20 protein-coding genes are annotated in these 18,316 nt (G+C 52.9%); 5 read left to right on the forward strand and 15 right to left on the reverse strand.

The genetic code is table 11. The features are described from left to right. Positions 1–3 precede the first annotated feature (3 nt). Both L103DPR2_RS10445 and hemN read right to left on the reverse strand, forming a co-directional pair. On the reverse strand, positions 4–678 hold the full coding sequence (locus L103DPR2_RS10445) for a sulfite exporter TauE/SafE family protein (protein ID WP_055361034.1): 675 nt from the start codon (positions 676–678) through the stop codon (positions 4–6). 6 nt (positions 679–684) lie between these two features. Then, positions 685–2,067 (reverse strand): oxygen-independent coproporphyrinogen III oxidase, encoded by a 1,383-nt coding sequence (gene hemN, locus L103DPR2_RS10450; RefSeq protein ID WP_055361035.1) that lies wholly within the window; start codon positions 2,065–2,067, stop codon positions 685–687. A gap of 205 nt (positions 2,068–2,272) precedes the next feature. Between hemN and fnr the strand changes: the two genes are divergently transcribed. Continuing rightward, a complete protein-coding gene (gene fnr / locus L103DPR2_RS10455) occupies positions 2,273–2,995 on the forward strand; it encodes a fumarate/nitrate reduction transcriptional regulator Fnr (RefSeq protein WP_055361036.1) in 723 nt (240 codons plus the stop codon). 16 nt (positions 2,996–3,011) lie between these two features. Here the strand turns inward: fnr and L103DPR2_RS10460 are convergent, their stop codons facing one another. The 9 genes from L103DPR2_RS10460 to L103DPR2_RS10500 all read right to left on the reverse strand — a co-directional run bounded on the left by L103DPR2_RS10460 (position 3,012) and on the right by L103DPR2_RS10500 (position 10,836). Next, positions 3,012–3,317, reverse strand: coding sequence for a hypothetical protein (locus L103DPR2_RS10460; RefSeq protein ID WP_055361037.1), 306 nt, complete (start codon positions 3,315–3,317; stop codon positions 3,012–3,014). Positions 3,318–3,334: 17 nt separating this feature from the next. Beyond that, positions 3,335–3,616, reverse strand: a complete 282-nt coding sequence (locus tag L103DPR2_RS10465; RefSeq protein ID WP_055361038.1) for a hypothetical protein — start codon at positions 3,614–3,616, stop codon at positions 3,335–3,337. 37 nt (positions 3,617–3,653) lie between these two features. Continuing rightward, positions 3,654–5,126 carry a cytochrome c oxidase accessory protein CcoG gene (gene ccoG, locus L103DPR2_RS10470; protein ID WP_055361039.1) on the reverse strand — a complete coding sequence of 491 codons (1,473 nt, stop codon included), beginning with the start codon at positions 5,124–5,126 and terminating at the stop codon, positions 3,654–3,656. Between the two features lie 14 nt (positions 5,127–5,140). After that, on the reverse strand, positions 5,141–6,052 hold the full coding sequence (ccoP, locus tag L103DPR2_RS10475; RefSeq protein WP_055361040.1) for a cytochrome-c oxidase, cbb3-type subunit III: 912 nt from the start codon (positions 6,050–6,052) through the stop codon (positions 5,141–5,143). Positions 6,053–6,087: 35 nt separating this feature from the next. Further along, complete coding sequence (locus L103DPR2_RS10480; RefSeq protein ID WP_055361041.1) at positions 6,088–6,228, reverse strand: CcoQ/FixQ family Cbb3-type cytochrome c oxidase assembly chaperone; 141 nt, start codon at positions 6,226–6,228, stop codon at positions 6,088–6,090. Positions 6,229–6,242: 14 nt separating this feature from the next. Further along, on the reverse strand, positions 6,243–6,869 hold the full coding sequence (gene ccoO, locus L103DPR2_RS10485; RefSeq protein WP_055361042.1) for a cytochrome-c oxidase, cbb3-type subunit II: 627 nt from the start codon (positions 6,867–6,869) through the stop codon (positions 6,243–6,245). A 21-nt stretch (positions 6,870–6,890) separates the two neighbouring features. Next, on the reverse strand, positions 6,891–8,324 hold the full coding sequence (ccoN, locus tag L103DPR2_RS10490; RefSeq protein ID WP_055361043.1) for a cytochrome-c oxidase, cbb3-type subunit I: 1,434 nt from the start codon (positions 8,322–8,324) through the stop codon (positions 6,891–6,893). Positions 8,325–8,389: 65 nt separating this feature from the next. Next, positions 8,390–8,527: a cbb3-type cytochrome oxidase assembly protein CcoS gene (gene ccoS / locus L103DPR2_RS10495; protein WP_055361044.1), complete on the reverse strand. Its 138-nt coding sequence runs from the start codon at positions 8,525–8,527 to the stop codon at positions 8,390–8,392. After that, the gene (locus tag L103DPR2_RS10500; RefSeq protein WP_055361045.1) at positions 8,527–10,836 is read right to left on the reverse strand and encodes a heavy metal translocating P-type ATPase; all 2,310 of its coding nucleotides are present in this window, start codon (positions 10,834–10,836) and stop codon (positions 8,527–8,529) included. Before L103DPR2_RS10500 ends, ccoS begins: the two co-directional genes overlap by 1 nt. A 103-nt stretch (positions 10,837–10,939) precedes the next feature. On the opposite strand from L103DPR2_RS10500, the gene L103DPR2_RS10505 reads away from it, so the two are divergent. Continuing rightward, a complete protein-coding gene (locus tag L103DPR2_RS10505) occupies positions 10,940–11,383 on the forward strand; it encodes a universal stress protein (RefSeq protein WP_055361046.1) in 444 nt (147 codons plus the stop codon). On the opposite strand, the gene L103DPR2_RS10510 is transcribed toward L103DPR2_RS10505, so the two are convergent. The 3 genes from L103DPR2_RS10510 to lgt are packed head-to-tail and all read right to left on the reverse strand — an operon-like array spanning position 11,375 to position 14,761. Beyond that, on the reverse strand, positions 11,375–12,919 hold the full coding sequence (locus L103DPR2_RS10510) for a malonate--CoA ligase (RefSeq protein ID WP_055361985.1): 1,545 nt from the start codon (positions 12,917–12,919) through the stop codon (positions 11,375–11,377). The genes L103DPR2_RS10505 and L103DPR2_RS10510 overlap by 9 nt on opposite strands. Before the next feature lie 2 nt (positions 12,920–12,921). Then, a complete protein-coding gene (locus tag L103DPR2_RS10515; protein ID WP_055361047.1) occupies positions 12,922–13,917 on the reverse strand; it encodes a Bug family tripartite tricarboxylate transporter substrate binding protein in 996 nt (331 codons plus the stop codon). A gap of 43 nt (positions 13,918–13,960) precedes the next feature. Beyond that, complete coding sequence (gene lgt, locus L103DPR2_RS10520; protein ID WP_055361048.1) at positions 13,961–14,761, reverse strand: prolipoprotein diacylglyceryl transferase; 801 nt, start codon at positions 14,759–14,761, stop codon at positions 13,961–13,963. A 130-nt stretch (positions 14,762–14,891) separates the two neighbouring features. On the opposite strand from lgt, the gene ilvD reads away from it, so the two are divergent. Both ilvD and L103DPR2_RS10530 read left to right on the forward strand, forming a co-directional pair. Then, a complete protein-coding gene (gene ilvD, locus L103DPR2_RS10525; RefSeq protein WP_055361049.1) occupies positions 14,892–16,604 on the forward strand; it encodes a dihydroxy-acid dehydratase in 1,713 nt (570 codons plus the stop codon). Between the two features lie 7 nt (positions 16,605–16,611). After that, the gene (locus L103DPR2_RS10530) at positions 16,612–16,950 is read left to right on the forward strand and encodes a c-type cytochrome (RefSeq protein WP_055361050.1); all 339 of its coding nucleotides are present in this window, start codon (positions 16,612–16,614) and stop codon (positions 16,948–16,950) included. A gap of 3 nt (positions 16,951–16,953) precedes the next feature. Here L103DPR2_RS10530 and L103DPR2_RS10535 read toward each other — a convergent pair whose 3' ends face one another. Continuing rightward, on the reverse strand, positions 16,954–17,361 hold the full coding sequence (locus tag L103DPR2_RS10535) for a GlcG/HbpS family heme-binding protein (protein WP_055361051.1): 408 nt from the start codon (positions 17,359–17,361) through the stop codon (positions 16,954–16,956). Positions 17,362–17,535: 174 nt separating this feature from the next. On the opposite strand from L103DPR2_RS10535, the gene L103DPR2_RS10540 reads away from it, so the two are divergent. Then, positions 17,536–18,234 carry a Bax inhibitor-1/YccA family protein gene (locus L103DPR2_RS10540; RefSeq protein ID WP_055361052.1) on the forward strand — a complete coding sequence of 233 codons (699 nt, stop codon included), beginning with the start codon at positions 17,536–17,538 and terminating at the stop codon, positions 18,232–18,234. Positions 18,235–18,316 lie beyond the last annotated feature (82 nt).

Consider the following 18,316-nt stretch of genomic DNA (forward strand, 5'->3'; position numbering starts at 1 on the left):
CCGTCAGGTCACGCACCAAGGGGCTTGGTTGTGCGCCAAGCCCATCCACAAGGCCCAGCCCGATGTGCAGGCCAGTGCCAGACCCGCCAGGCGAATGCCCCAAGCACCGTCCCCAAGGGTTTTCAGCTTCAAGAGCAACCAGGGCGCCAATCCCAAGCTCACGCCACTGCCCAGCGCAAAACAAGCCATGGTGAGTGCACCGTCAAGCACATTGCCCGTGAGGGCCGCCACCATGAGGGCTGAATAAAGCAGGCCGCAGGGCATCAGGGCCCACAAAACACCAACGGCCAAAGGTGCAATTTTTCCCCAATGGGCATTCAAGCGCCGAATTTTGGCCCAGAGTTGCTGCGCACTTTGATCGAGCCAAACGGGTTGTTTGGCCTGCCAAATCAACAAGAGGCCCAAGACGACGGCCGCCACATGCAACATGCTCCAGACGGGCCTCAAGGCCGCTGACTCAACAGTCAGCCAGCCCAAGGCTTGGACACTGAGGGCCGCCAAGCCGCCCATCAGGCTGTAGCCCAGCCAGCGTCCTATTTGGAAGGACAACAGCGCCCTGTTTTGATTTGCGCCTGCCACCTGCCCCATGCCTGCACAGGCAGCGCCGCACATGGCGACGCAATGTGGCCCACCGGCCAATCCCATGATCAAAGCCGTGAGGGCTAAGGAATTCTGCATGCAGCGTTAGATGATTTTAGAAAAGCGAGTTCGGTTGCGGTCAGCTTGCAAATACTTGTCAAAGACCATGGCCACACCCCGAACAAAAAACCAGCCCATGGGTGTGACTTGCAATCCGCCATCCGACAACTCTACCAAACCTTGCGTCTGCAAGATTTCAAGTTGGCTCAATTCACTGGCAAAGTATTTTTTGGCATCGATCAGCCAAGCTTCGTTGAAGGCATCGTACTGAACATGGCCCTGGCACATGATGGCCATGATCCAGGCACGGCGAATCAGGTCATCGCGTGACAAGGCCAAGCCCTTCACGATGGGCAACTGGCCGGTGTCGAGCATGTCCACATACTCTTCCATGGTCTTGGCGTTTTGGCTGTAGGTGCCCCCCATGCGGCCAATGGCCGACACGCCCAAGCCGATCAAGTCGCAATCGGGTTGTGTGCTGTAACCCTGAAAGTTACGATGCAAGCGGCCTTGCCGTTTGGCCACTGCCAACGCATCTTCAGGCAACGCAAAGTGGTCCATGCCGACATACACATAGCCCGCATTCATCAACGCATCCATAGACCTTGACAGCATGGCAATCTTGCTTGAAGCCACAGGCAACTCTGCCGCCAGGATGCGACGCTGTGGTTTAAAACGTTCTGGCAAATGCGCATAGGCATAGAGCGCAATGCGGTCTGGCCGCAGCTCGTTCACTTGCTGCAACGTTCGATCAAATGATTCAGGTGTTTGCTTGGGCAAGCCATAAATCAAATCAACATTGACCGATTCAAAACCAATTTTGCGTGCAGCGGCCACCAATGCAAAAACTTGTTCAGCCGGTTGAATTCGGTGAACTGCTTTTTGCACCTCAGGGTCAAAGTCTTGAACGCCAAAGCTCAAGCGGTTGAAGCCCAATTCAAACAACAAAGCCAAGCGCTCATCGCTGACAGTGCGCGGGTCCACTTCGACGGAATATTCTCCGCCCGCCACGAATGTGAAACTGCGCTTGAGCACAGCCATCAATTCACGCAACTCTTCATTGCTCAAAAATGTGGGCGTGCCGCCCCCTAGGTGCAACTGACTGACCGACTGGCCAAGGCCCATGGCCGAGGTGTACATCTCTACTTCTTTGGCCAAATAGCGCAAATAAGGTTCAGCTTTTTCGTGATGCTTGGTGATGATCTTGTTGCATGCGCAGTAATAGCAAAGCGATTCACAAAACGGAATGTGAACATAGATCGACAGGGGTCTGTTTTTTTGTCCCACACCCTGGTTTCGAAGCGCAAGGGCTTGGATCAAATCTTCTTGAGAAAAAGCCTCGACAAAACGGTCGGCTGTCGGGTAAGAGGTATAGCGCGGGCCCGGCACGTCAAAGCGCGTCAGTAATTCTGGTGTCAAAAAGGACATGCGGCAATTCCCAAGACTGGCATATTTGTAGGTTTTAGTTAATGTGCCTTTTGTGACACCATTTAAACTTGACTTAAATCAAATTTTTGCCATTCAGGGCCTGAAAAAAAGATTCATGAAAGCTTGAGATGCGTCAATTGCGTCAAGTAGGTATAAGCTAATGACTTGACTTGTCGCAATGTCAATTTTTTGAATTGAGAACGCCATGAAACCCGAAATGATCAAAGTCGCATGTTCCAACTGCAACTTGCGCGAACTCTGCATGCCCATGGGTCTGTCTGACCATGACCTGGAACGCTTGGATGAAGTCGTGGCCACTCGCCGCAAAATCAAACGCGGCAGCACCCTCTTCAGCAACGGCGAAAAGTTCACTTCGCTCTATGCCATTCGCACCGGGTTTTTCAAAACCTGCTTGGCTTCTGAAGATGGCCGCGACCAGGTAACAGGCTTTCAGATGGCCGGCGAAATCATTGGCCTGGATGGCATCGTGAACGACCGTCACAGCTGCGATGCAGTGGCCTTAGAAGATGCCGAAGTTTGCGTCATGCCCTTTGATCGCATTGAAGAAATTTCCCGCGAGGTAACCGCCTTGCAACACCATGTCCACAAAATCATGAGCCGAGAAATCGTGCGCGAACATGGCGTCATGCTGTTGTTGGGCAGCATGCGTGCTGAGGAACGTTTGGCGGCCTTTTTGTTGAACTTGGTGCAGCGCTTGCACTCACGCGGTTTTTCACAGTCAGAATTGGTTCTGCGCATGACACGAGAAGAAATTGGCAGTTACTTGGGTCTCAAACTTGAAACAGTCAGCCGCACTTTCTCCAAATTTGTCGAGGATGGCATTGTCGAAGTGAAACAACGCCACGTGAAAATTTTGGACACCGAGGCGCTACAGCGCATGGTGAATACGCAGCCTCAATGCCATTGAGGCACAGCTCAAAGACTTAGCAGCAACCCTTGTCGCCCTCTGCACCTTGCGTGCAATTGGGGGGGCGTTTGTCCACCGGCACAGGACATCGATTGACCTCGAAGGGTGACATGGACAACAGCGTGGTGAGGCTACTCGACACCATGGCCAATGCCCAAAACACAAAAAATGACACGGTGTACACGCCTTGCCTTGACAGGGTCATTTGCTGACCGAACCAATGCATGTCCTCGGGGTCAAACATGCCAAACACCACCAACTCTAGCAAGCCTGCCACCAAAAAGGCGGGCCACACAATCCACATCAGTCTTTGAGCCAGCATGTTTGTCTCCAGTTTTGTTATTTTTTCGAGGCTGGAACGACGCCCGTTGCTGCGTGGTTTCGAGCTTGCAGCGCAGGGGCCATGGCAGCGTCTAATTTTTCTTGATTTTCAATGGCATTGCGTGGGTTCAGTGCCTCAGTTGGCAGGACCGGGTCGGGAATGGTGATCGCCAAGTAAAGCGTCGCAAAAGCCGCCACCACCACCACAACTGGGCCAGCAATGATCATCCAGACCATGCCAAACGACCACCAAGGCTTGGCTTGGCTCACTTTTGAATGCGTCAAAGTGTTTGTATTCATGAAGCGCTCGTTTCTTGATGTGTGTGTCGGATGAAGCTTATCGCGGAATTAAAAAGACAGACTTCTCTTCAAGCAGCGTATGGCCTGTTTCGTTGTCATCCGAAGCTTCAATGGTAAATCGCACAGGGTATGAACCAGGCACGGCAGAATCATAAGGAACTTGAAGTCGAACTGAAACCCAACGTGATTGGGTGGACTCCACCGTCAAATCTTCGGAGTCTGTGAGCACTTTCAGTTCATACATACCCTCTGCCGTCACTTTGAAATGTTGGCGTTTTTCAGCGGCATTCATGATCTGCAAACGGTACACATTTTCAATGTTGCCGCCGCTGACGATCCGCGCCAATGTTGCCCTGTCGCGAACCACATCCACTTTGAAGGACTTTCGCGTCAGCAAACTGCCAAACAACAAGGCCACGACCAACAACAAAATACCTGTATAAATGAGCACCCGAGGCCTGAAGATGTGCTTCAAGGTTTGCGACGCAGTCCACTTGTTTTGCATCGCATGTTGGGTGGAATATTTCACCAAGCCCCGTGGATATCCCACCTTGTCCATCACGGTGTCACAGACATCGGCACATGCGCCACAGCCAATGCATTCGTATTGCAAGCCATTGCGAATGTCGATGCCTGTGGGGCAAACTTGCACACACAAAGTGCAATCAACGCATGCACCTAAACTCAGGGTGGCCAAATCTGCTTTTTTGGAACGTGCGCCCCGCGGTTCACCGCGCTCTGCGTCGTACGTGACAATCAGGGTGTCTTTGTCAAACATGGCGCTTTGAAAGCGCGCATAGGGGCACATGTACTTGCAAACTTGTTCGCGCATGAAGCCGGCATTGCCGTAGGTGGCAAAGCCGTAGAAGAAGACCCAAAACACTTCCCAGGACGACATGTTGCCCAAAAAGAATTCCATGCCCAGTTCACGGATTGGTGTGAAGTAACCAACAAAGGTAAAGCCAGTCCAAATGGACAAACCAATCCAAAGGAAATGTTTGTACCATTTCTTGACCAGTTTCTCCAAAGACATGTCTTGAGAGTCAAGGCGCATGCGCGCTGTGCGATCGCCCTCCACTTTGCGCTCTATCCACATGAAAATTTCGCTGTAGACGGTTTGAGGGCATGCATAGCCACACCACAAACGCCCCGCGATGGCGGTGAATAAGAACAAAGAAAATGCGGAGATGACCAACAAGCCTGTCAAATAAATGAAGTCTTGTGGATAGAGAACGATGCCAAAAATATAAAAGCGCCTGACACCCAAATCAAAGAGCACCGCTTGGCGCTGCCCCCACTCTAGCCAGGGCAAGCAGTAAAAAATAATTTGCGTTAAAAAAACGAACCCCCAGCGCCATTTGGCAAAAATGCCCTGGACACTTCGGGGGTAAATTTTTTGATGGGCTGCGTAAAGCTCTCCCCATGCGCCCTCTTCCGAGGTATCTTCCGCGCCGACTGGCGCGGGCACGATGGGAATGACTTTACGCGTCGTCTGGTCTGCGGATTCCAAAACAACCCTCAATATTATTTAGCAGCAGGCTGATTGGAGAGGCCCCAAACATACGAAGCCAGCACATGCAATTGCGCTTCGGTCAGTTTGCCGGCTTGCGCAGGCATCTGATTGACCTTGCCGTTGTTCACCATGGCAATGATGGCGTTCTCACCCCAGCCATGCAACCAGATGTCGTCGGTCAAGTTAGGGGCACCAATGGTTTGATTGCCTTTGCCATCTGGGCCGTGACAAGCCGCACAGGCGACAAACTTAGGCTTACCCAGAGAAGCGCGTAACGCATCGTGCGGGCTGTTGGACAAACTCAAGACATAGTGCGCCACATTGCGAACATCGTCAGCGGATCCCACAGCAGCAGCCATGGGAGGCATATTGCCAATGCGCCCCTTCACCAATGTTTCTTTGATTTTTTCGTGGGTACCGCCGTGCAACCAATCTTTGTCGGTCAAATTGGGGAAGCCTTTGCCACCTCGCGCATCAGAGCCGTGGCACTGCGCACAATTGTTCATGAACAATCGATCGCCAATGGCCATGGCTTGGGGATCTTTGGCAACGTCTTCTGGCGGCATGCCAGCAAATTTGGCGTACAAAGGTTCAAGCGCTTGATTGGCTTTGGCCACTTCTGCATCGTATTGCCCCGCTGATGACCAGCCCAATTTGCCCGCACTGTTACCCAAACCTGGGTACAGCACAAGATACCCCAACGCAAATGCGATGGTGATTAAAAACAGGCCCACCCACCAACGTGGTAATGGATTGTTCATTTCACGCAAATCGCCATCCCAAACGTGCCCTGTGGTGTTGTCGTGGGCGGTCATGGCTTTGGCTTTGCCGCTGAAGTACAGCAACAGCAAACATGCCACGATGCCGACCAACGCAATGCCGGCCACATACAAAGACCAGAAATTGCTTGTGAAGTCACTCATTTCAGATTCTCTTTCTATTCGTTGATCTGGGGTCTTCAGTCGTCTTGACCGAAGGGCAGCTTGGCCGCCTCTTCAAAGTCTGCTGAACGACGCTTAGACAGTGTCCACACCAAAATTCCAAGGAACAAGATGAAGGTAAGCACGGTCACAACCGATCGAAGTGTGTTGACATCCATGTTCTGTGCTCCCTTTATTTGCGGTGAATGCCCATGCCTTGCAGGTAGGCAATCACAGCATCCAATTCAGTTTTACCTTTCACGTCTTCCGTGGCTTTGGCAATTTCTTCGTCGCTGTAAGGCGCACCGAGCTTGCGAAGCCCGTTCATGTGAGCCGGCAAGCTGTCACCATCGACGGGCGCTTTTTCCAACCATGCGTACGCAGGCATGTTGGATTCAGGCACCAAATCACGTGGGTTGATCAGGTGGATGCGATGCCAGTCGTCTGAGTATTTGCCGCCGACACGCGCTAGATCGGGACCTGTGCGCTTGCTGCCCCATTGGAAGGGATGGTCGTACACAAACTCACCCGCCACGGAGTAAGGACCGTAACGCAATGTTTCAGCGCGGAAGGGTCGAATCATTTGGGAGTGGCAGTTGTAGCAACCTTCACGCACATAAATATCGCGACCCGCCACTTGCAAGGCTGTGTAGGGTTTCAAACCAGGCACAGGCTCGGTGGTTGATTTTTGGAAAAACAACGGCACGATTTCGACCATACCGCCGAACAACAACACCACCAAGATCAGAACGATCATCAGGAAGTTGCTGGTTTCAATTTTCTCGTGGGACATGCCACCGGAATTTGAAGGATTGGACATCTTATTTTTCTCCTGATGCTGTTAGGCGTGTGCGGGTGCTGGAATTTGCACATCAACGGCACGGCCATTGGTGGCTGTTTTCAGCGTGTTCCACAACATGATCAACATGCCGCCCAAGTACAACAAACCACCCAACAAACGCAACATGTAGAAGGGATAAGTGGCTTTGACAGACTCAACAAAGGTGTAAGTCAAGGTACCGTCTGCATTGACAGAACGCCACATCAAACCTTGCATGACCCCAGCAATCCACATGGCCGCGATGTAAATCACGATGCCGATCGTGGCAATCCAGAAGTGCGCTTCAATGGCCTTCACGCTGTACATCTTTTTCTGACCGAACAAACGGGGAATCAGGTAGTACATGGTGCCCATGGTGACCAAGCCCACCCAACCCAAGGCGCCCGAGTGCACGTGACCCACAGTCCAGTCTGTGTAGTGCGACAAAGCGTTCACTGTTTTGATGGACATCATGGGGCCTTCAAAGGTGGACATGCCATAGAAGGACAAGGACACAATCAGGAAGCGGAGCACAGGGTCGTCACGCAACTTGTGCCATGCGCCAGACAAGGTCATGACACCATTGATCATGCCGCCCCAGCTGGGTGCCAACAAAATGAGCGAGAACACCATACCCAAAGACTGAGTCCAGTCGGGCAATGCGGTGTAGTGCAAGTGGTGAGGGCCCGCCCACATGTAGGTGAAGATGAGTGCCCAGAAGTGAACAATCGACAAGCGGTAGCTGTAGACGGGGCGCTCTGCTTGCTTCGGAATGAAGTAGTACATCATGCCCAAGAAGCCTGCGGTCAAAAAGAAGCCCACCGCATTGTGACCGTACCACCATTGCACCATGGCGTCTTGCACACCGGCGTAAGCAGAGTAAGACTTCATGAGACCCACAGGCATGGCCGCGCTGTTGACCAAGTGCAACAAGGCTACGGCAATGATGAAGGCACCAAAGAACCAGTTGGCCACGTAAATGTGGCGCACCTTGCGGGTGCCAACCGTGCCAAAGAACACAATGGCAAAAGACACCCAGACCAGTGTGATCAGGATGTCAATGGGCCACTCGAGTTCGGCATATTCTTTGCCACTGGTGTAACCCAAAGGTAAAGTGATGGCTGCCGCCAAGATAACCAGCTGCCAACCCCAAAAGGTGAAGGAAGCCAACTTCTCGGCAAACAAGCGAACATGGCAGGTTCTTTGAACCACGTAATAGGCCGAAGCGAACAAGCCGCAACCGCCAAACGCAAAAATCACGGCATTGGTGTGCAAAGGACGCAAACGACCGTAACTGAGCCATGGAATGCCAAAGTTGAGCTCTGGCCAAGTCAATTGAGCTGCAATGATCACGCCAACCAGCATGCCCACTACACCCCAAACCACCGTCATGATGGCAAATTGTCTGACAACGGTATCGCTGTAGACGCCTGCCTGTTCGTTGGCAAATTTCATTTTTACCTCTTCTAAAAATACGAATCTAGTGTCGCAGTTAGGGCAAACGCTTAGGTTGACTTAAGTCAATCATTTCTAAGAATTCGCTCCCCTTCTGCTTCTATGTCTTCAAACTGACCGCGGTTCACAGCCCACCAGAGGCCTGCCAGGATGAAAAAAACCAAGGCCACCGACAAAGGGATCAACAAATACAGGATGTCCATCAGGCAAATCCTTTCACATCAAACTGAAGGGTTTTGGACAATCGCATGGCGTTCAACACCACACCCAGAGAACTGCATGCCATGCCTAGGCCTGCCAACCAAGCCGGCAAAAAGCCCAACACCGCCAACGGCACACAAGAGAAGTTGTAGACCGCCGCCCAAATGAGGTTTTGACGCACAATTTGGAGCGTTTTTCGGCTCAAGAAAAAGGTGGCCACCAAGGGCTTCAAATCACTGGCCATGAACACAAAGTCAGCCTTGGATTGCGCCAATGGCAGCGCCTGACCCAGTGCAAAAGACACATCAGCCCCTGCCAACACAGGCCCGTCATTCAGACCATCGCCCACCATCGCAACCCGATGCCCTTGGGCCTGTTCCAGTTTCACTTGTTTGAGCTTTTCTTCAGGCGAACAAGCACCCATTGCATCGGCAATGTTCAAGCGCGCAGCAAGATGCGATACAGACGCTTGACCGTCTCCGGACAACACGCGAACGCGCAAACCCATTTGCATCAAAGCTTGCAACGTCGCTGACGCTTCCTCGCGAGGTGTTTCGGCAAACTCGAAGGTGGCCAACCAACCCGCATGGTCGCTGAGGCAGGCGAGCAACACATCACCCTGCATGGATGGCAAGCCGCAGAACGCTGCTGAGCCCAAACGCAGCTCGTTTCGATTGTCGACACTGCCCCTGTTGTCGCTTTGACGCCATGTCGCTTGAACGCCCTGCCCCGCAAATTCTTGAATGTTCTCCAACTGAGGCTGAACATCCGACGTGTGAACATTAGCGCGCACCAAAGACCTGGACACAGGGTGCAGGGAGTGCTTCGCCAATCCAGCCGCCAAAAACAAGGCATACTGTTCTGACACACCGTCTCGGGTGAGAATGCGCTGGAGACTAAAGTCCTCCTCGGTCAGGGTACCCGTTTTATCAAAGATCACCGTATCAACTTGGGACAAGGATTGAAGTGCTTGCAAGCCGCGCAACATAACCCCAGCGCGGGCCAAAGCACCTGCAGCAGATAACATGGCAGCCGGCGTTGCCAGCGACAAGGCACAAGGACATGTCACGATCAACACCGAGACCGCCACCATCAACGCATGCGCAGGACTGTATTGCCAACCCCAAGCTGCGGCCAGTGCGGCCACAAACAAGACGCCCCACAAAAAGGGTTTGGCCACCCGATCCGCTAACAAGGCCATGCTGGGTTTTGAAACCGCAGCACCTTCCATCAAAGTCACCATTTGACCGAATCGGGTTTGCTTGCCCACCGACAAGACTTGCACTTCCACCGTACCCGTTAAATTCAAACTGCCCGCCAACACGCGCTCTCCTGGCGATCGCGGCAAGGGTTTTGACTCTCCCGTCAAAAGCGCTTCATCCACTTGCGTTTCACCCTGCACGATGTTGGCATCCGCCGCAAAAGCTTCACCAGGCCTGACTTGAATGACATCTTGCACGCGCAAATGTCGCAGGGTCGTTAACTCCCAGAGGCCATTCAGGGACTTTCGGTGCACGGCATCCGGCAGTCTGTTCATGACGGCCTCTAACGCTCCTGCCGTTTTGTCGCGCAACCTGAGCTCTAACCAACGACCCGTGAGCAAAAAGAAAACGAACATGGTGAAGGAGTCAAAATAAACTTCTGCACCAAAAGGCCCCTGTGGCTCGAACGTGCCCATGGTGCTCACCACAAAGGTCACGCCCATGCCAATGGCCACGGGCAGGTCCATGCTGATTTTTCGCTGCTTCAAATCGAGCCATGCCGTTTTGAAAAAAGGCTTGCAAGAAAAAAACAAAACAGGCAGCGACAGCACCCATGAAGCCCAGCGTAACAACTGCACCATGTCAGGTGCGATGTCCTGGGGCTCACTCATGTAAACAGGGGTGGCGTACATCATGACCTGCATCATGCAAAGTCCCGCAACACCCCAGCGCCACAGCATTTTGCGAGCGTCTTCCCGGCGCGCTTCATTGGCCAAGGCATCATTGGCAGGGACAGTGCGATAGCCCAACTGAGCAACTGCCCTCATCCACTGCGAAGGCTGGGTTTGATCGGCCGACCAGACCACCCGGCCCCTGTGACTCGCTGCACTGATTTGCGCCGACTTGACACCGGGCACAGACATCAATGCCTCTTCAATGTTGATCGCACACGCGGTGCAATGCATGCCTTCAAACACCACACTGGAAGTCCATTGGCTGGGTTCCTGGGCACTGGCTTGACTGAAATCGGACCATTCCTGGGCATGATCTAGCAAGGACCATTGAGAGGTCAGAACCTCTAAGTCGGGAAGGAGTGCTTGCTGAGCCATGCCTTGAAGATAAGGGCACAAGCTTTCATGAAACTTGATTTACATCAAGGCGGGCGAAATTGAGAGTTTTAGACTTTGGTCATCACTTTAAAAGGAGCACAACATGTATGCACGTATTCTTGTTGCCACCGATGGCTCAACCTTGTCCAAAAAAGCAGTCGCCGACGCCATTGGCTTGGCTGCCACCTGCGGCGCAGAACTGATTGCCCTGAAGGTGGTGCCCCGGTATCCCCAGGCCTACTTTGAAGGCAGCATCCCCCTGAATGCCAAAGATGTGGCCCGCATTGAGGCCCAATGGACAGACGAGGCGCAAGCAGCAGTCGATGCTGTTCAAAAAGCGGCATCTGCCAAAGGCGTCAAAGCCAAGGGCGTGGTCAGCCGCTCCGACATCGTCTCCGACGCCATCATTGCAGCCGCCAAAAAACACAAAGCTGATTTGGTGGTGATGGCCTCACATGGCCGCAAAGGCATCAAGCGTTTGCTGCTGGGCAGTGAGACGCAACAAGTGCTGACACACTGCCATGTGCCAGTCTTGGTCTTACGCTGAGAATAAATTTTTGTGCTGATCGCGCAATAAATTTTTCTGCACTTTGCCCATGGTGTTTCGTGGCAGCTCCGGCACCACGAAACACTTTTTGGGGATCTTGAAATTGGCCAATTGCGATTTCAAAGTGGCAATGATGTGATCTGCATTCAATTGCGCACCTGCCTTGGCAATCACAATGGCCACACCCACTTCGCCAAAGTCTGGATGGGGCACACCCACCAAGGCGCTTTCAGCCACGCCTGGCATTTCATTGATGTAGCCTTCAATCTCGGCCGGGTAAACGTTGTAGCCTCCACTGATGATCAAGTCTTTGCTGCGCCCCACAATGGTCACATAGCCACGCTCGTCGATTTTGCCCACATCACCTGTTTTGAAATAACCATCTGAAGTGAATTCTTCTTTGGTTTTCTCGGGCATGCGCCAGTAGGCTTGAAACACGTTCGGGCCTTTGACCTGAATGTTGCCAATCTCACCCACAGGCAAAGCCTTGCCATCGTCGCCTTGCACCCGTAACTTCACGCCAGGCAATGGGAAACCTACGGTACCGCCGCGTCGCTCGCTTTGGCCGCCATGGCGTTTGTCTGCTGCATAAGGATTGGAGGTGAGCATGACGGTTTCGCTCATGCCGTAACGCTCCAAAATGGTGTGCCCTGTGCGTTGTTGCCACTCAGTGAAAGTTTCAATCAACAAAGGTGCAGAGCCTGCAATGAACAAGCGCATGTTGCGTGCAGCTTGCTTTGTCAAACCAGGCTCAGCCAAGAGGCGCACATACAAAGTAGGCACACCCATGAAGACAGTGGCTTCGGGCATTTTGGCAATGACAAATTTGGGGTCAAACTTGGCCATCCAAATCATTTTGCTGCCGTTGATGAGCGCGCCATGAATGGCCACAAACAAGCCATGCACATGAAAAATAGGCAATGCATGGATGAGCACATCGCCCTTTTTCCAACCCCAATAGGTCTTGAGTGTTTGGGCGTTGCTCAACATGTTGCCGTGCGTCAGCATGGCGCCTTTGCTGCGGCCCGTGGTGCCACTGGTGTACAAAATGGCGGCCAAATCATCAGCATCTTTGACGGCAATCTTGTGCTGGTCTTTTTGGTGAACGGCGCGCTCAAGCAGGCTGCCCGTGCGATCGTCGTTCAGGGTGAAGACGTGTTGCGTGCCAGCCTTGAAAGCAATCTTGCTGACCCATCCAAAATTGGCGCTGGTGCAAACCACCACAGCAGGTTCGGCATTGCCAATGAAGTATTCAATCTCAGCGCTTTGATAGGCTGTGTTCAATGGTAAAAAGACATACCCTGCCCGCAGTGTGGCCAGGTACAGCATCATAGCTTCCACTGACTTCTCAACCTGTACCGCAATGCGACTGCCTTTGGGCAACTTCAAGCCCTCCAACAGATTGGCCATCATGGCACTGGCACGGTCCAGGTCGCGCCAGCTGTAATTCAAGCCATGGTCTGTTTCAACTGCGATGGCATCTAGGTTGGATGGAAATGCCGCACGCAGGGCCGCAAACAAATTCTCTTGAGCCATTTTTAATCCAGTTTTGCGCCAGAGGCTTTCACCACTTGGCTCCATTTACGTAATTCAGATTTGATGAACGCGTCAAATTGTGCACCCGTCAAATTGGGGAAATCTGCGCCTTGTGCTGCCCAAACAGCCCTGGCATCATCACTTTGACAAGCTTTGCGCACTTCTTCGATCATGCGCCCTTGCGCCTCTGAGGGCGTCCCTTTGGGCGCCCAGATTCCGTACCAAGTACTCACCGTGTAATCAGGCAAGCCGACTTCAGATGAACAGGGTACATCTGGAAATGCAGGATTGCGCTTGGTACCAGAGACCATCAGCGCCTTGATTCTGCCACCCTTGATGTGAGCTGCCGAAGAACCCAAACCATCAAACATCATGTCGACATTGCCAGAAATCAAATCTTGCAAAGCTGGGCCTGCACCGCGGTATGGAATGTGGGTGATGAAGGTTTGCGTTTGCAGCTTGAACAGCTCCCCCGCCAAATGATGCGAGGTACCGCCACCAGCAGAACCATAATTGAGTCGACCTGGATTTTTCTTCACGAAATCCAGAAACTCTTTCATGTTGTTGGCGGCGACTTTTTTAGGGTTGACCACCAAAACCTGCGGCACGGCTGCCACAAAAATCAAAGGCACTAAATCACGTTCAAGGTCGTAATCAAGCTTGGGGTACATGCTAGGCGCGATGGTATGGTGAACCGCACCCATGAAGTAGTTGTAGCCATCAGGGGCTGCCTTGGCTGCAATGCCTGCACCCAAGGTACCGCCCGCACCACCTCGGTTGTCAATGATCAGTTGCTTGCCGGTTTGCTTTGAAAAAATGGCCGACAAGGGCCTGGCAAATGCATCCGTGCCGCCGCCTGCAGGGAAAGGCACGATCATGTTGACCGGTTTGGTTGGCCAAGCAGATTGGGCCAATGCGGGCATCAGCGGTGCTGCGGATGTGGCCGCGGCCCACTGCAACAGCGAGCGTCTTTGAATACCGTCTTTTGAAAACTGCATGTTTGTCTCCTTTGATCAAATGAAACCGACCCACCGATAAGTGTCAAGCATTCTTTGGCTTGTTCACCGCAACGTACAAAATCACACCCAGCAACATCATGGGCACACACAACCACTGCCCCATGCTGAGCCCCATCGACAACAAGCCGAGGTGCGCATCGGGCTCTCTGAAAAACTCGGCAATGAAGCGAAGGCTGCCATAGCCCATCAAAAACACAGCCGATACTTGACCCATGGGCCTGTCTTTGCGCGCAAAGAGCCACATCACCACAAACAGGAGCAGGCCTTCTAGCAAGAATTGGTAAATTTGCGAAGGATGCCTGGGAAAGTCTCCTGCCCCTCTAAAAACCATGCCCCAAGGCAAGTCGGCATCCGCTTGGCGCCCCCATAACTCACCATTGATGAAGTTACCGATGCGTCCGGCTGCCAAACCCGTTGGAACACAGGGCGCCACAAAGTCCATCACCTGGAAAAAAGGGCGTTGTCGTGTTTTGGCAAACCACACCATGGACGCCATCACACCCAACAAGCCTCCATGAAAACTCATACCGCCTTGCCAAACATAGGCCACTTCGAGGGGGTGCGAGAAATAGTAGGCGGGTTGATAAAACAAGCAATAACCAATGCGGCCACCCAACACCACGCCCAAAACACCCGCAAACAAGATGTCTTCCACATCCCTCAGGGTCCATTGGGGTAAGCGCGAATAGGGCTCGTGCTGAAGACGTTTGCTGGCCAAAAGGAAAAACAAGCCAAATGCGGCAAGGTAGGTCAGGCCATACCAGTGAACAGCAATGGGCCCCACTTGCAGCGCCACAGGGTTAATTTGGGGGTGAATCAACATGGGGGGAGATTGTGCCCTGTTCATGGACCCCGATGCACCCTTATATGCCCTAAGTTCTAGGGGTTCTTCCTGACTCTCCCTTAGAATGACCACCCTAGGCTTAAATTCTTGACCCAATCAGACACCTAACATGAGCGAAAAAATCATCCCCATCCAACCCGCTGGCGCCATCAATCGCCGCAGTGCCAACATCACGCAAGGCAAATCACGGGCGCCCAATCGCTCGATGTACTACGCCATGGGCTACGAAGAAGGTGATTTTGTGAAACCTATGGTGGGCGTGGCCAACGGTCACAGCACAATCACCCCTTGCAACAGCGGTTTACAAAAACTGGCAGACGCTGCAGTGGCAGGCATTGAAGAAGCCGGTGGCAACGCTCAGATTTTTGGTACGCCCACCATTTCTGATGGTATGGCCATGGGCACCGAAGGCATGAAGTATTCCTTGGTTAGCCGCGAAGTGATTTCCGACTGCATCGAAACCTGCGTGCAAGGCCAATGGATGGACGGCGTCTTGGTGGTGGGTGGCTGTGACAAAAACATGCCCGGCGGCATGATGGGCATCTTGCGCGCCAATGTGCCAGCTATCTATGTGTATGGCGGCACCATTCTGCCAGGCCGCTATCAAAACAAAGACCTCAACATCGTGAGCGTGTTTGAAGCTGTGGGTCAAAACGCTGCGGGCAATTTGAGCGACTTCGATTTGAAAGAAATCGAAAAGCGCGCCATTCCTGGCACCGGCTCATGCGGTGGCATGTACACGGCCAACACCATGTCTTCTGCGTTTGAAGCACTGGGCATGTCACTGCCATTCTCCTCCACCATGGCCAACCCCCATGACGAGACCAAAAACTCGGCCAAAGCATCAGCCAAGGTTCTGATTGAAGCCATCAAGAATGACTTGAAGCCCCGCGATATCGTCACCAAAAAATCGATTGAAAATGCAGTGGCAGTGATCATGGCCACTGGTGGTTCGACCAACGCGGTGTTGCACTTCTTGGCCATCGCTCACACCGCCGGAGTGGAGTGGACCATTGACGACTTTGAGCGCATGCGTAAAAAGATTCCCGTCATTTGCGACTTGAAGCCAAGCGGTCAATATTTGGCCGTTGACTTGCACCGCGCCGGCGGTATTCCGCAAGTCATGAAGGTCTTGCTGAAGGCAGGTTTATTGCATGGCGATTGCATCACCATCACCGGCAAAACAGTGGCCGAAAACTTGCAAGACATTCCAGACGCACCTCGCGCCGACCAAGATGTCATTCGCCCCATCGACAAGCCCATGTACGCAGAAGGCCACTTGGCCATTCTGAAAGGCAACTTATCACCAGAAGGTGCTGTGGCCAAAATTACCGGCTTAAAGAACCCTGTCATCACAGGCCCTGCCCGCGTGTTCAACGATGAGCAGTCTGCATTGCAAGCCATTTTGGACGGCAAGATCAAAGCTGGTGACGTGATGGTCTTGCGTTACCTTGGCCCCAAAGGCGGCCCCGGCATGCCCGAAATGTTGGCCCCCACAGGCGCGCTCATTGGTGCCGGTTTGGGCGAAAGCGTGGGCCTGATTACCGATGGCCGCTTCTCTGGCGGCACCTGGGGCATGGTGGTAGGTCACGTGGCCCCTGAAGCCGCAGCTGGCGGCACCATTGCGTTTGTCAACGAAGGCGACTCCATCACCATCGACGCCCACAAACTGATTTTGGAATTGAACGTGCCTGAGGCAGAAATTGCCAAGCGCCGTGCCAACTGGACTGCGCCCGCACCGCGTTACACACGGGGTGTGCAAGCCAAGTTTGCGTTCAATGCTTCAAGCGCCAGCAAAGGCGCTGTGCTTGATTTGTATTGATCGGCACATGGCGAACTTTGCAAGGTCTTGCTTTCAAAGTGTGCGGTGGGGTTTGACAGCGTCAGCCCTCGCCTGCACAGTGTGCTTGCCCGTTTGGGCAGACCAAGCTTTGGCGAGCAAAAAGAACTGCATGGGTTGCCATGCTTTAGAACGGAAAATGGTCGGACCGTCTTACAAAGACGTTGCTAAAAAATATGCAGCCGACCCCAATGCGTCTGACAAACTGGCGCTCAAAATTCAACAAGGTGGCGCCGGTGTTTGGGGGCCTGTGCCCATGCCCAGCAATCCGCAAGTCAATGAAAAAGAGGCCAAAACTTTGGCCTCTTGGATTCTCAGCTTGAAGTAATCTTCAAAGGCCGATGGCCGCAATGCCGGCTTTGGCAATTTGCGCATCTTCGTTGGACTTCACGCCGCTGACGCCCACAGCACCCAAGCAGAAGCCATCTTTCATGATCGGCACGCCACCTTCCAGCAAACCTTCAACTTCAGGTGCTGACAAAAAGGACACGCGACCGCCATTGATCACATCTTCGTAAATTTTGCTTTCACGGCGACCCAAGGCTGCTGTTTTGGCTTTGGCAGGTGCAATGTGTGCGGAAATGGGCGGCGCGCCATCCAAACGTTGGAAATGGAACAAATGGCCACCCGCATCCACAATGGCAATGCTCACAGCCCAATTGTTCTTTTGGGCTTCCGCTTGGGCAGCGGCTGCAATGGCTTGGATGTCTGACAGTTCGAGGCTGGATTGAGTTTTCATGGTTCTGTGGAGGTGAAAAAATGATCCGCAAGGATACCTCAGGCAAGGGATCTCATTGCATTCACTCAGGTCACTACACAAAAGACCCTGAATACTTCGGCAAATAGGGCATTTTGGGTTACAAGCCCTACAATTTGCATACCCGATACAGGGTGGATTATTAGGAGTTCACACATGAGCGATCTTCAAAACATTGAACAACCCAGCTGGGGCGACGTAGTCAGCACGCCAGCAGAGCGCAACAAGGTCATGCGCAACACCTATTGGTTGTTGGCACTGAGCCTCTTGCCAACCGTCTTGGGCGCTTGGCTTGGCGTGGCCACAGGCATCACGCAGTCTTTGGGTGGTGGCCTAGGTTTGGTCGTCTTCTTGGGCGGTGCCATTGGCTTTATGTTTGCCATCGAGAAGACCAAAGACTCCTCCACAGGCGTGTTTGTCTTGCTGGGCTTTACGTTCTTCATGGGCCTCATGCTTTCTCGCATGATTGCCATGGTGCTGGGCTTTAAAAACGGCGCAGACCTCATCATGACGGCCTTTGCGGGCACTGCAGGCGTGTTTGCTGTGATGGCTACTTTGGCCAGCGTCATCAAGCGCGACTTGTCTGGCATGGGCAAGTGGTTGTTTGTCGGCGCCTTGGTCTTGATGGTCGGTGGCATCGTCAACATCTTTGTAGGCTCTACAGCTGGCATGATGGCCTTGTCGGTGGCTGCCATCGGTATTTTCAGCGCCTACATGTTGTACGACCTGAAGCAAATTTTGGATGGTGGTGAAACCAATTACATCAGCGCCACCCTCATGCTTTACATGGACTTGTTCAACGTGTTCCAAAGCCTGCTGGCCTTGTTGGGCATCATGGGCGGCGAGCGCGACTAAGAGCGACTAAGGGCACATAGCGCCAAGCCTTTGGGCTTGGTCACTGTCAAAGCATCTGAGTTGTCAAAGGCTCAGATGCTTT

The sequence above is a fragment of the Limnohabitans sp. 103DPR2 genome (genome assembly GCF_001412575.1).
In the GTDB taxonomy this organism is placed as follows: Bacteria; Pseudomonadota; Gammaproteobacteria; order Burkholderiales; family Burkholderiaceae_C; genus Limnohabitans_A.

Bases quoted from the DNA above. Each gene is read 5' to 3' on its own strand.
- ilvD (WP_055361049.1), top strand. From the start codon at position 14,892: ATGAGCGAAAAAATCATCCCCATCCAACCCGCTGGCGCCATCAATCGC.
- L103DPR2_RS10535 (WP_055361051.1), bottom strand. From the start codon at position 17,361: ATGAAAACTCAATCCAGCCTCGAACTGTCAGACATCCAAGCCATTGCA.
- L103DPR2_RS10465 (WP_055361038.1), bottom strand. From the start codon at position 3,616: ATGAATACAAACACTTTGACGCATTCAAAAGTGAGCCAAGCCAAGCCT.
- L103DPR2_RS10480 (WP_055361041.1), bottom strand. From the start codon at position 6,228: ATGGATGTCAACACACTTCGATCGGTTGTGACCGTGCTTACCTTCATC.
- L103DPR2_RS10540 (WP_055361052.1), top strand. From the start codon at position 17,536: ATGAGCGATCTTCAAAACATTGAACAACCCAGCTGGGGCGACGTAGTC.
- ccoN (WP_055361043.1), bottom strand. From the start codon at position 8,324: ATGAAATTTGCCAACGAACAGGCAGGCGTCTACAGCGATACCGTTGTC.
- L103DPR2_RS10445 (WP_055361034.1), bottom strand. From the start codon at position 678: ATGCAGAATTCCTTAGCCCTCACGGCTTTGATCATGGGATTGGCCGGT.
- lgt (WP_055361048.1), bottom strand. From the start codon at position 14,761: ATGTTGATTCACCCCCAAATTAACCCTGTGGCGCTGCAAGTGGGGCCC.
- ccoP (WP_055361040.1), bottom strand. From the start codon at position 6,052: ATGAGTGACTTCACAAGCAATTTCTGGTCTTTGTATGTGGCCGGCATT.
- L103DPR2_RS10510 (WP_055361985.1), bottom strand. From the start codon at position 12,919: ATGGCTCAAGAGAATTTGTTTGCGGCCCTGCGTGCGGCATTTCCATCC.
- ccoS (WP_055361044.1), bottom strand. From the start codon at position 8,527: ATGGACATCCTGTATTTGTTGATCCCTTTGTCGGTGGCCTTGGTTTTT.
- fnr (WP_055361036.1), top strand. From the start codon at position 2,273: ATGAAACCCGAAATGATCAAAGTCGCATGTTCCAACTGCAACTTGCGC.
- L103DPR2_RS10530 (WP_055361050.1), top strand. From the start codon at position 16,612: ATGGCGAACTTTGCAAGGTCTTGCTTTCAAAGTGTGCGGTGGGGTTTG.
- hemN (WP_055361035.1), bottom strand. From the start codon at position 2,067: ATGTCCTTTTTGACACCAGAATTACTGACGCGCTTTGACGTGCCGGGC.
- L103DPR2_RS10505 (WP_055361046.1), top strand. From the start codon at position 10,940: ATGTATGCACGTATTCTTGTTGCCACCGATGGCTCAACCTTGTCCAAA.
- ccoO (WP_055361042.1), bottom strand. From the start codon at position 6,869: ATGTCCAATCCTTCAAATTCCGGTGGCATGTCCCACGAGAAAATTGAA.
- L103DPR2_RS10500 (WP_055361045.1), bottom strand. From the start codon at position 10,836: ATGGCTCAGCAAGCACTCCTTCCCGACTTAGAGGTTCTGACCTCTCAA.
- L103DPR2_RS10460 (WP_055361037.1), bottom strand. From the start codon at position 3,317: ATGCTGGCTCAAAGACTGATGTGGATTGTGTGGCCCGCCTTTTTGGTG.
- L103DPR2_RS10515 (WP_055361047.1), bottom strand. From the start codon at position 13,917: ATGCAGTTTTCAAAAGACGGTATTCAAAGACGCTCGCTGTTGCAGTGG.